Below are 11,979 nucleotides of genomic sequence, written 5' to 3' on the forward strand. Positions count from 1 at the left end.
TGCCCGCGTCGCTACCGGAGTACGGAGTTCCACGTGACCGCTTTCGCCCCGGACTCGATCGTCCTGAACCGAAAGCTGCCGCTCTGGTATCAGGTGTCGCAGTCGTTGCGCGCCTCGATACTCGGCCGGGCGCCCGACGCCCCGCTGCGCCTGCCCACCGAGGAGCAGCTGGCGGGGCACTACGGCGTCAGCGTGCTCACCATGCGGCAGGCCCTCAAGGAGCTGGAGGACGAGGGCCTGATCAGCAGGCACCGGCGGCGCGGCACGTTCATCGAGCCCGGGGTGCAGCGCGGTTCGCCGGTGCGACTGCTCGGCTCGGTGGACGCGATCGTGGCCCAGCAGTCCGGCATGGACACCAAGCTCCTGTCCCAGGGGCAGGAGCCGGTGCCCGCCGAACTCGCCGAGTACTTCCCGGACGTGGACCGGGTCGCCACGTACCACCGGCTGCGCAGCGACACCAAGACCGGCGAGCCGACCAACCACGCCCGCAACCACATCCGCCCCGACCTCGCCGACCGCGTCGACCCCGCCGACCTGGAGCGGTGGCCGATGACGAAGGTCCTGCGGGACGTGGTGGGCGTGGCGATCTCCCGCATCACCGACACCGTGGAGGCCACTCTCGCCGACCCCGAGACGGCCCGCCTCCTCCAAGTGCCGCTGCTCAGCCCGATCCTGCACTACACCGGCATCACCTACGACGACCAGGGCCGCGCCCTGGACGTGGCCCGGATCCACTACCGCGGCGACCGCTTCTCCTTCACCGTCACCCTGGACGCGACCTGACGGCCCCCGGCGGGAGCGTCGTACGATGCCGGGCGTGACGCACGACGAAGCGCCGCTGCTCGCGGATCTCCTGCCGTGGTCCGTCGCGCCGCTCAGGCCCGGGCGCGGGTGGCCGATGGCGCCGGACGCCGCGTCCCTGAAGGCCCGTTGGAACGCCTTCGTCCGCGCCGATGCCGCCGACCGCGAGACGCTCCTGCGGCCCACCCGGTCCCGGACCCTGCACACCGCCGTGGCCCAACTGCCCGGCTTCGACGGCGCCACGGTCCGCCTCGCCCGCGAGGCGGGCCCCTGCCCGGAGCCGGTCCGCGTCCTGCACGGCCCCTTCGACGAGCAGTGGCTCATCCCCGACCACCGCCTCATCGACGTGGCCCGGCCCGAGCTGTGGCGCGTCCTCGGCACCGGACAGCTCTTCCTCACCGAGCAGGGGTACGTGGCCGACGGCTCCGGTCCCGCGGTGCTCGCGTCCGCCGTGCTCCCCGACGGGCGCTCCCCCGCGGGCCGCCCCGGCCGCATCCGCCCCCTCTTCCGGCGCCCCGGCGGCCTCGAACCCAACCTCGCGCCGGGCCTGTCGCGCCATCTCACGCGGGTGTACGGGGCCGAGGTCACCGCCCCGGACGTGCTGGCGTGGACGCTGGCCGCCGCCCGCGCGTCGGCGGCGGGCTGCGCGGTGCCGCTGACCTCCGATGCCCGGGTGTGGGCGCGGGGCGTCGCGGCGGGACGGCGACTGCTGTGGCTGCACCTGCGCGGCGCGGGCGGCGAACGCCCCCGACTGCCCGGCGGACGGCGCCCCTACGTCCGCTCACCCCTGCCCGCGCGCCCCCGCACCCTCGCCTACGACCCGGACGAGGAGGCCCTTGTGGTGGGCGGGAGCGGCGTCATCTCCCCCGTGCCCGCGGCCGCCTGGGACTTCCGGGTGAGCGGCGTGCGAGTCGTTGAGCTGTGGTTCGACCGACGGACGGCGGAGGCGGAACCGGGCTCCCTGGAGGCCGTGCGCCCCGCCGCCTGGCCGCAGGAGTGGACGTCCCAGCTCCTCGAACTGGTCACGGTCCTCGCGCTCCTCGCCGCGGAGGAGCCGTTCGACGTCGGGGACGCGGGGCGGATCACGTCCGGGGACCTGCGGGCGGCCGGGGTGCTGCCGGTGCCCGGGTCGGCGCGGCGGCCCGCTTCGGTCCTCGACCACCACGAGGAGGGGCCGGAGGGGCAGTTCGCGCTCCTGTAGCCGGGTCGGCCGCGGTGCGGCCGTGGCGGCGTCAGGCGCGGGGAGCGCGCCCCGCACCGGCCCCCGGCAGCAGCGCCACCAGGCTCAGCCCCTGGAGCACCACCAGCACGGTCACGCCCACGTGGAAGCCGGACTCCCCGCCACCGCCGACGCCGTACGCGAGGGCGGCGACCGCCGGGCCCACCGCGAACGCCAGCGTGCGGGACGTGTTGCCGACGCCGCCCGCGGTCCCGACGAGGTGCGCGGGGGTCGCGCCGAGGATCCCGGTGTTCACGGGCGTGCCGAACAGGGCCTGCCCGGCGCCCGCGAGGGCGAGGCGCCAGCCGATGTCCCAGAGCCCCGCGTCGGGCCCGAGGGTCACCATGCTCAGGACGCCCGCGCCGCAGAGCCCGGCCCCCACCGCCCCCACGAGCCGCGGCGGCAGCCGGTCGGCGAGGGTCCCGCCGAGCGGCGCCGTCAGCGCGACCGCGCCGATGAAGAAGACCATCGCCAGGCCGGTCAGGGACGCTCCGGCGTCCAGGACGTCGGAGACGTAGTACGGCAGCAGGAAGTAGGAGAGCCCCACGAACGTGCCGCTGAGGAAGAGGGAGAGGACGGGCAGGCCCACCGCGCGGCGGCGCAGCAGGTCGAGGACCGGGCGGGCGGTGCCGAGCCGCGCCCAGGCCACGGCGCCCCCGACGGCCGCGAGGCCGAGCAGGGCCGCGGCGACGGGCGCGTCCGCCTCGATCCGGCCGAGGGCGAGGAGCAGCGCGGTCACGGCGGCGCCGAGCAGCACGCCGTCGCCGACCAGCGAACGGCCGGGCACCGCGAGGCCCTTGCCGGTACGCGGGAGCAGGCGCGCCCCCAGCCACCACACGACGAGCAGCACGGGGATCTTCAGCAGGAACACCGGGCGCCAGCCGTACGCGTCGGCCACCGCACCGCCCAGCGACGATCCGCCCATGGAGCCGATCGTCATGACCGTGGCCACGAACCCCATGGCCCGCCCCCGCTGTTCGGGCCGCACGCTCGCGGCGACCACCGGCAGGTAGAGCGCCCCGACGAGCGCGCCCGCCACTCCCTGGAGGACGCGGGCGGCGAGCAGCACCGGCAGGTTGGGCGCGGCGGCCGCGAGGACGCCGGTCAGTCCGATCGCGGGCACGGCGAGCAGGAACAGGGAGCGCAGGTCCACGCGGTCGCTCCAGCGTCCCGCGGGGATCGCGAGGGCGGCGGTGGGCAGCGTGTACGCCAGCAGGACCCACTGGGCCGACGAGGAGCCGACGCCCAGGTCGGCGCCCATCGCGGGCAGCGTCACCGCCGTCAGGCTGATCTCCAGGGTGACCATGAGCATGGCCAGCGCCATCACGGCCACGGGGGCCCAGCGCGTGGGCGGGGAGCCGTCGGGCGGCGGGGTGCGGGTGGATTCGGGAGTGTGCTGAGTCATGCGGCCGACGCTAGGAAGGAGGTGAGGGTGGTCGCCTCTGTCGGATGACTGGGGTGTGCGGGACTCGGCAGCTTCCCCGGTCACGTCGCCCGGCCCCGGTCACCCCGCTCCCCCCCGGACGCGCGACCCCAGCCGCCCCAGCCGCCCCAGGCACCCCGGTCGCCCGACCCCAGTCATCCGACAGAGGCGACCGCGCGCACCGCTCGCGTAACTTCCTGGGTGTCGGCACGAGCCCTCCCGCTCAATGCCTCCCCCACCTGGAAGGACATCCCATGCACGCCATCCGCGTCCACGCCTTCGGCGGCCCCGGGCAACTCCGCCACGAAGAGGTGCCCGACCCCGAGCCGGGGCCCGGTCAGGTGCGGGTGCGGGTCCGCGCGGCGGGCGTGATGCCGTTCGACATCGGCGTCCGGCAGGGGGCGATACGGCCGCCGGGGCTGGAGTTCCCGATCGTGCCGGGCAATGAGTTCGCGGGCACGGTGGACGCGGTGGGCGCGGACGTCACGGACTTCGTGCCCGGTCAGGGCGTCCTCGGATTCTCGCTGCTCGGTGCGTACGCCGAGTACGTCGTCGTGGGCGCCGACCAACTCGTCGCCAAGCCCGACGCCATGGACTTCACCGTCGCCGGCGGCTTCCCCGGCAACGCGCAGGGCGCGCACATGGCGCTCAGCGCGCTGCGGGTGGGGCCCGGCGACACGGTCCTCATCAACGGCGCGGCGGGCGGCCTCGGCACGCTGTCCGTGCAGCTCGCCAGGGCCTGGGGCGCCACCACCGTCATCGGCACGGCGAGCCCCCGCAACCACGACCACCTGCGGGCGCTCGGCGCGATCCCCGTGACGTACGGGGACGGTCTGGAGGAGCGGGTGCGCGCCATCGCCCCCGACGGCGTCGACGCGGCCCTCGACAGCGCGGGCGCACAGGCGCTGCGCGCGTCGGTCGCCGTGGCCAAGGACCGCTCCCGCGTCATGTCGATGGTCGACGACGAGGAGGCCGAACGCCTGGGCCTCCCCCTGCTCCGCGGCACCCGCACCGCCCGACGCCTGGCCGAGGTCACCGACCTGTACGCCAAGGGCCTGTTGCGGGTCCACGTCCGGGCCACGTTCCCCTTGGAGCAGGCCGCGGCGGCGCAGCGCGAGGTGGAGTCGGGGCATGGGCGGGGGAAGGTGATTCTTACGGTGGCGGGGTGAGGTGGGGCGCGGCCCGGGGGAGGCGGTCGGTCGGCCACCGGGGACGGCCACGGGGGCCGGACGCCAGGTCGCAGATCCCACATCCCACATCCCAGGTCCCACATCCCAGGTCCCAGGGAATATCCACCGCCTCCGGCGGCTTACTTGAACCATGCTTCAAGGTCGCGCCGCCGAACTGGACCAGCTGGCAGCCCTCCTCGCCCGGGCCCGGCAGGGCCACAGCGCCGCCCTGGTCCTCCGCGGCGAGGCGGGCATCGGCAAGTCGGCCCTCCTCACGGAGACGACGGCCATGGCCGCGGCCCAGAACTTCAAGGTGCTCCGCACCACGGCCACGGAGACGGAGGCCGAACTCCCCTTCGCGGCCCTCCACCTCCTCCTGCACCGGGACACCGACAGGATCTCGGCCCTCCCCGCGCCCCAGGCGATGGCGCTGCGCACGGCGTTGGGGTTGGCCGCCACCCCGGACGACGCGGAAGCCTCCGCCGGGAGGGAGCCCTACGACGACACGCGCGTCCCCGCCAGGACCGGCGCCGGGAACGACAGTGCGGTCGGCGTCACGACCGGCACCGAAGCCACCATCGCGCGCAATGCCCGGAGCCACACCGCGATCCACACCGAGAGCGCCAGCGACGGCCACCCGCACGTCCTCACCGGAGCCGGGCCCCGGAACGGCACTTCAGCCACCTCGACCACCGCCCACGCCACTCCCACAGTCCGGGCGGACACCGACACCACCACCGCAGCCCCCACCCCCGACCACCTCGCCACCCCTACCGAGACCGACCCACGCGGCACCACCCCGACCGGCGCCACAGCCGACGCCCGAACCACCCCCGCACCCACCACCCCCGCTCCCCGCCCCCACCAAACCACCACCACCGACCGCTTCCTCACCGGCCTGGCCGTCCTCACCCTCCTTGCCGAACTCGCCGACGGGCAGCCGCTGTTGTGTGTGGTCGACGACGCGCACTGGCTGGACCACGCGTCCGCCGAGGCGTTGCTGTTCGCGGCGCGGCGCCTCGCCGCCGAGGGTGTGGTGCTGCTGTTCGCGGTCCGCGAGGGGCACGCGCCCCGGTTCCCGGCCCCCGGGCTGCCGGAGTTGCGGGTCACCGGCATCGGCGGGATGGCCGCGGCCGACCTCCTCGCCGAGCACGCGGGTGACCTGCCTCCGTACGTACGCGCGGAGATCCTCGGCGAGGCGCACGGGAATCCGCTCGCGCTGCGGGAACTCCCCGCGGCCCAGCGGGAGGGGCACCTCGGGACGCTCGCCGGGACGTCGCACGCGGGGGCGCTCCCCCATGGCTCCCGTGTCCAGCAGGCGTTCGTGGACCGCGTCGCCGCGCTGCCGGAGGCGACCCGCACGCTGCTCCTCGTGGCGGCGGCGGAGGGCACCGGCGACCTGGAGGCGACGGCGGCCGCGGCGGGCGCGCTCGGGGCGGGTGTCGCCGATCTCGAACCGGCCGAGCGCAGACAGCTCATGCGACTGGAGGGCGGGCGGCTGGTGTTCGGGCACCCGCTGATCCGTACCGCGGCCTACCAGTCGGCCCCGCTCGCCGCCCGTGTCGCCGCGCACCGCGCCCTCGCGGACGCCCTGCCGCGCGTGGGCGGCGCCGACCGTCGCGCCTGGCAGTTGGCGGCGGCCGCCACCGCGCCGGACGAGTACGTCGCCGCCGCCCTGGAGGAGACCGCGCGGCACGCCCGCGCCCGCGGCGGCTACGCGGCCGAGGCGGCGGCGCGCGAACGGGCCGCCCGGCTCACCCCGGACGGCACCGGACGGGCCCGGCGCCTCGCGCTCGCCGCCGTGGCCGCCGCGGACGCGGGCCAGAGCGCGCACGCGGCCGACCTCGCCCGGCGCGCCGCCCCGCACCTCACCGACCCCGCCGTCCTGGCCCGGCTCGCCCGGGTCCGCGCGGGCGTGGCCAGGGAGCGCGAGGAGTTCGACGCGGCGCACAGGGTGCTCGTGGACACGGCGGCGGCGATCGCCGACCGGGCGCCGGACACGGCGGCGCCGCTCCTGTACGAGGCGATGACGGCTGCCTGGGTGGCGGGGCACCGCCCGTCCATCGACGAGATCACCGACCGCGTGGCGGCCCTCGGCCTCGCGACGCCGTCCGGCGCCCCGCCGTACCTGCCCGCCGTCGAGGGCATCGCCCGGCTGGCGGCGGGCGAACCGGGCCGGGCCCTGCCGCCCCTTCGGGACCTGTTCGCGCGGCTGCGCGGCGAGGCGCACGGGCTCGGCCTGCGCGAGCGGGCGTCCATCGCCACGTGGTTCGCGCCCCTGGGCGATCTTCAGGGCGGCATCGACGTGGCCGCCGAGCTGGAGCGCGAGTGCCGTGAGCAGGGGGCGGTCGGGCCGCTGCCGTTGGTGCTGCTGCTGCGGGCGCGGGCCCGGGTGCTGCTCGGGCGGCACGGGTGCGCGCTCGCCGGGGCGGCCGAGGGGGTGCGGATCGCGGAGGACAGCGGGCAGCGCCACTACGCCGCCCAGCTGACCGGCGTCCTCGCCTACCTGGCCGCGCTCGGCGGCGACGAGGCCCGCGTCAAGGAGCTCACGACCTTCGTCGACCCCCGGCAGGCCCCGCCGGGCCGGGTGTGGAGCGCCGCCGCCCAGCCCCTGCTCGACCTGGGCCTCGGCCGTCACGAGGCGGCGCTGCGCGGCTACGAGGACCTGGCGGCGGGCCCGGCGTCCCACACGACCGTCGCCCTGTACTGCGTCCCCGACCACGTCGAGGCCGCCGTGCGCGCCGGAGAGCCCGACGGCGTAAGGGAGTTGGCGGAGCGGTACGCCGAGTGGGCCGGGCACACGGGCATGCCGTGGGCCCGTGCCGTCGCGGCCCGCTGCCGGGGGCTCCTCGCCGAGGCCGGGGCGGCCGGGGCCGACGCCGTGCACGCGGCGTACGAGGAGGCCCTGCGGCTGCACGCGGACGACGGCCGCCCCTTCGAGCGGGCCCGCACCCAGCTGCTCCTCGGCCAGTGGCTGCGGCGCGCGGGCCGCAGGAGCGAGGCCCGCGGGCCGCTCCGGTCGGCCCTCGACGTGTTCGAACAGCTGGAGGCGGCGCCGTGGGCGGAGCGGGCCCGCGCCGAGCTGCGCGCCACCGGCGAGAGCAGGTCCCCCCGGCACCCGGAGAAGCTGACGGCGGCCCGCCTGACCCCCCAGGAACGCCAGGTGGTCCGCCTGGCCGCCACCGGCATGACCAACCGCGACATAGGAGCCCACATGTTCCTGTCCCCCCGCACAGTCGGCTACCACCTGTACAACGCCTACCCGAAGCTGGGCATCTCCTCCAGAGCCGACCTACCCCACCTGAACCTGCAGCCCGACTGACCCCCAACAACCGCACACAGCAAAGCCGTTACGAAGACGGGAAGCGGGAGAAACACGAGGACGAGGCGCCGGGGGGCATCCCAGCCCGCCGGGCGCTTGAGAACGGGGCGGGGGCCGACAATGTCAGCCGGTCCGGCACTCGGGAACGAGGCACAGGGCAGACAATTTAAGCCCGTCCGGCGCTTGAGGACGAGGCGCGGAGCGCCGATTCGGCGGCGCCCCGTCCCACGGGCACATGGCGACAGCGCACACGGCAACAAGCCAGACGGGGCACGCCAAGAACAACAGAAAGCCGGGCATTCCGGGCCCCTTGGCCCGACAGCGGGGTGGGCGGGCGGGAAGAAAAGAGCAAAGAGAGGGAGGACGGCGGGACGCCACGGCCCGAGACCAAGGCGCCCACGCCAGAAACTAGTGGCTGCCGAACAGCGAACGCCGCAACCGCCGCAGCGGAGCGAACAGCGACACCCGGCGCACTCGTGCGCGCCTGCCGCCGCTGCGGTCGTGCGCGACATCACGCGAGGTGAGCTCGCGCATCAGCAGCGTCGCCTCGGCCGCCTCGCGCTGCGGGACGGCGGGGCCGCCCAGCACCGAGAGATGACGGTCGAGACGCGAACTGGTCGCGCCGCTCCCACAAGTGATCGCAGGGACCCTCGCCCTACTGCGCACTGTTATCTGTTCCATGTCACTCCCCACCCGTACGAGGGCACCCGGCCCAGGGCAGGTTAACCCTATCGCCCCGCCATGACACTCGTGTATCCCGGTCGCAGGATTCACCTTCTCCACAAGGACGTTGACGATTACTCTCCGAATCCAACTGATTTCAGGGAGAGTTGGACAACCGGTGCGGTGGTGGGCCGCACCGAGCCCCCGTCGGGTTCGACGGTGACAGCGAGTGAGCTCGCGTTCCTCTTCAGATCGTCCGCGACGACCGGCGTTTCGCCGTCGAGAAGGCCCAGGGAGCGGGGCGCGCCCCCGGCGCGCATCACCCACAGTTGATGGTCCCGGCCGACGGGCGGGCTGCCGAGCCGGGACGGCGTGACCACGGCCTGCCCCCGCGTGCGGGACGCGACGACGCCGAGGCCGCGCCCGCGGGCGTCCCGGGCGTCGGCCGCGCGGACGTCGGGCGCGGCCAGGACGTGGGCGATCTCACGTGTGGCGGTCCGCTCCTCGTCGAGCCGGTCACCGGCACGGCCGAGGGCGAGGGCGAGGATGCCGGCGGCGACGAGGGCGAGGACGGCGGCGGACGCGGCGAGCGCCACGAGGACGGGGGCACGGCCGCGCGCCGGGGCGCCCCGGTGCTCCCGCACCACCACCGCGGGCTCCGGAGCCTCCTGCTCGGTGGCGCGCACGGCGGTCAGGATGCGGTCCCGCAGGTCCGGCGGCGCCGGGACGGAGGCGGCGCGCGCGAGGCGTACGGTGTCGGCGGCGAGCGCGCGCACCTCGTCGGTGCAGCGCGGGCACCCCTCCAGATGCCGTTCGAAGCGGCGGGTCTCCTGCGGTTCGAGGGCGTCGAGGGCGTACGGCACGGCGAGGGAGTGCACGGTGCGGCCGATCCGCAGGCCGCCCACGTACATCCGGATGCGGCCGAACAGGCCGGTGCCCGCAAGTCTCATGCGGCGGCGCCCAGACAGTCGCGGAGCCGCAGGAGGCCGTCCCGCATCCGGGTCTTGACGGTGCCGAGGGGGACGGAGAGGCGGCGGGCCACCTCGCGGTATGTGTAGCCGTCGTAGTAGGCGAGCGTCACGGCCTGGTGCTGGAGGTCGGTGAGCCGCTCCAGGCAGCGGCGCACCCACTCGCGCTCCAGGCTGCCCTCGACCTCCTCGGCGACCTGGTCGAACGCGGGCGCCTCCGCGCGCTGGGCGACGCGCTGCTCGCGGTCGCTCGCGGCCCGCGCGCTGCGGACCCGGTCGACGGCTCTGCGGTGGGCGAGCGTGAGGATCCAGGACAGGGCGCTGCCGCGCGCCGGGTCGTAGCGGGCCGCGGTGCGCCACAGTTCGAGCAGCACTTCCTGGACCACCTCCTCCGACTGGGCGGGGTCGCGCAGCACTCTGCGGACAAGGCCGTACACGGGCCCGGACACCAGTCCGTACAGCTCCTCGAACGCCTTCTGGTCGCCGCGGGCCACCAGTGGCAGCAGTGCGTCAGCGTCCACCGAGTCCCCCTCTCGTGGCCTGTCGTGGCCTCTCCCCGGGTCTTCCGCCCCACGTCCCGGCCCTTCCCCGCTCCCCCGGGCGCCCAATTCTGGACGCGGTGGGGGTTCGGTGCGAGACCTCCGGCGGGATTGGTGCCAATCCGCTCGGGGCGCGGCACCGAATGGCGGGGCAGACGGACCGCGCCCGGCCCACGCGCGCGGCCGTCGGGACAACGCACGAGAGACGACCGACCACCCAACCACCACAGTGAGGACGGACGCGATGACAGCAGTCGCGAGGAGCCGCGCGAGGCTACGGAGCACCCGTGGCATCGCCGGGCTCGTGTGCGGTGTGCTGGCCGCCGGAGGGCTCGCAGCCGCCGGGACCGGCACGCTCGAACCGGAGGCGGCCCACGCCTCCAGCCACCGTGAGGCCCCGCTGATCTCGGGGCAGCCGCAGTACGACAACACGGACGTGTACGCGTTCGTCAGCCCCGACAAGCCCGACACCACGACGATCGTCGCGAACTGGCTGCCGTTCTCGGAGCCCGCGGGCGGCCCGAACTTCTACACGTTCGCCGAGGACGCCCAGTACGACGTGCACATCGACAGCGACGGCGACGCGCAGGGCGACCTGCTGTACCGCTGGACCTTCGACACCCGTACGAAGAACGGGGACACGTTCCTCTACAACACCGGCGCCGTCACGTCCCTCGACGACCCCGACCTGAACGTGACGCAGACGTACGACATCGACCTGCTGCGCCTGAAGGACCAGAAGGTCGTCTCGACGAAGAAGGTCGCCGACGACCTGCCGGTCGCGCCGAGCCATGTCGGCAAGGCGTCCATGCCCGACTACGCCAAGCTGCGCGGCCAGGCCGTGCGGAAGCTGTCGGACGGCGGCACGGCGTTCGCCGGGCAGGCCGACGATCCGTTCTTCCTGGACCTGCGGGTGTTCGACCTCCTGTACGGGGGCGATCTGTCGGAGGTCGGGCGGGACACCCTCGCCGGGTACAACGTCAACTCCGTCGCCCTGCAGGTGCCGTCCGCCTCGATCCGGCAGTCCGAGAAGCAGCCGACCGTCGGCGTCTGGTCGACGACGCAGCGCAAGAACGCCGCCGGGAAGTGGACGCAGGTCTCCCGGCTCGGGGCGCCGCTCGTCAACGAGGTCGTCGTGCCCATGAAGGACAAGGACAAGTTCAACGCGTCCGCGCCCTGGAACGACGCGGACTTCCTGCCGTACGTCACCAAGCCGGAGCTGCCGCGCCTGATCGAGTCGATCTACAAGATCAAGGCGCCGAAGGAGCCCCGCAACGACCTGGTGTCGGTGTTCCTGACCGGCGTGAAGGACCTCAACCAGCCGCCGAACGTACGGCCAGCCGAGGCCCTGCGGCTCAACACCTCCGTCAAGCCCACCGCGTCGCCGAAGCGCCTCGGCGTCCTCGACGGCGACAACGCGGGCTACCCCAACGGACGGCGCCTCGGCGACGACGTCCTCGACATCTCCCTCCAGGTCGTCCAGGGCGAACTCGTCGGCCAGAAGAACGACTTGGGCGATGCCGTCAACGCCAACGACCGCGCCTTCGGCCGCGCCTTCCCGTACGTGGCCCTGCCCACGTCGGGCTCCCGCGGCCCGCTCGCCGAGAAGGGCGCACGGTCCGGCTCGGACGACGGCTCCGGAGCACCCCGCGACGCCCTGACCGGCGGCGCCCCGGTCGCGGCCGCCCGCGACACGGACGACTCCACCGACACCGTCCTCCTGGCCTCCGCCGCAGCCGGCGGCGCCGGCCTCCTCCTCCTGATCCTCGGCCTCGTGTGGTGGCGCATGCGGGACAGCGGCTCGGCTCCGCGGGGTCGCGGGTCCGGGGTCATGGGGGGTTGAGAGATGGCTTGGCGTCGCTTTGGGGGGTGGTG

9 protein-coding genes are annotated in these 11,979 nt (G+C 75.0%); 5 read left to right on the plus strand and 4 right to left on the minus strand.

Annotation, left to right across the window (positions count from 1 at the left end; genetic code table 11):
* The first annotated feature begins 33 nt into the window (after positions 1 to 33).
* Complete coding sequence (locus tag ACZ6AA_RS23385) at positions 34 to 783, plus strand: GntR family transcriptional regulator (RefSeq protein ID WP_030356155.1); 750 nt, start codon at positions 34 to 36, stop codon at positions 781 to 783.
* Between the two features lie 25 nt (positions 784 to 808).
* Positions 809 to 2,002 (plus strand): type ISP restriction/modification enzyme, encoded by a 1,194-nt coding sequence (locus tag ACZ6AA_RS23390; RefSeq protein ID WP_468452865.1) that lies wholly within the window; start codon positions 809 to 811, stop codon positions 2,000 to 2,002.
* Between the two features lie 31 nt (positions 2,003 to 2,033).
* Here the strand turns inward: ACZ6AA_RS23390 and ACZ6AA_RS23395 are convergent, their stop codons facing one another.
* Positions 2,034 to 3,425 carry an MFS transporter gene (locus ACZ6AA_RS23395; RefSeq protein ID WP_471459732.1) on the minus strand — a complete coding sequence of 464 codons (1,392 nt, stop codon included), beginning with the start codon at positions 3,423 to 3,425 and terminating at the stop codon, positions 2,034 to 2,036.
* A gap of 272 nt (positions 3,426 to 3,697) precedes the next feature.
* On the opposite strand from ACZ6AA_RS23395, the gene ACZ6AA_RS23400 reads away from it, so the two are divergent.
* Together ACZ6AA_RS23400 and ACZ6AA_RS23405 are read left to right on the plus strand one after the other, a co-directional pair.
* Positions 3,698 to 4,612, plus strand: coding sequence for an NADP-dependent oxidoreductase (locus tag ACZ6AA_RS23400; protein ID WP_471459734.1), 915 nt, complete (start codon positions 3,698 to 3,700; stop codon positions 4,610 to 4,612).
* Between the two features lie 151 nt (positions 4,613 to 4,763).
* Positions 4,764 to 7,934 (plus strand): helix-turn-helix transcriptional regulator, encoded by a 3,171-nt coding sequence (locus ACZ6AA_RS23405; RefSeq protein ID WP_471459736.1) that lies wholly within the window; start codon positions 4,764 to 4,766, stop codon positions 7,932 to 7,934.
* Between the two features lie 408 nt (positions 7,935 to 8,342).
* Here the strand turns inward: ACZ6AA_RS23405 and ACZ6AA_RS23410 are convergent, their stop codons facing one another.
* The 3 genes from ACZ6AA_RS23410 to ACZ6AA_RS23420 form a co-directional block, all read right to left on the minus strand.
* On the minus strand, positions 8,343 to 8,615 hold the full coding sequence (locus ACZ6AA_RS23410; RefSeq protein ID WP_190119037.1) for a hypothetical protein: 273 nt from the start codon (positions 8,613 to 8,615) through the stop codon (positions 8,343 to 8,345).
* 116 nt (positions 8,616 to 8,731) lie between these two features.
* Positions 8,732 to 9,508, minus strand: coding sequence for an anti-sigma factor (locus ACZ6AA_RS23415; RefSeq protein ID WP_468453480.1), 777 nt, complete (start codon positions 9,506 to 9,508; stop codon positions 8,732 to 8,734).
* A 35-nt stretch (positions 9,509 to 9,543) separates the two neighbouring features.
* Positions 9,544 to 10,086 carry a sigma-70 family RNA polymerase sigma factor gene (locus ACZ6AA_RS23420; protein WP_468480639.1) on the minus strand — a complete coding sequence of 181 codons (543 nt, stop codon included), beginning with the start codon at positions 10,084 to 10,086 and terminating at the stop codon, positions 9,544 to 9,546.
* 262 nt (positions 10,087 to 10,348) lie between these two features.
* On the opposite strand from ACZ6AA_RS23420, the gene ACZ6AA_RS23425 reads away from it, so the two are divergent.
* Positions 10,349 to 11,947 (plus strand): DUF4331 domain-containing protein, encoded by a 1,599-nt coding sequence (locus ACZ6AA_RS23425; protein WP_468480638.1) that lies wholly within the window; start codon positions 10,349 to 10,351, stop codon positions 11,945 to 11,947.
* The last annotated feature ends 32 nt before the right edge of the window (positions 11,948 to 11,979 follow it).

The sequence above is a fragment of the Streptomyces sp. NPDC040610 genome (assembly GCF_055594065.1).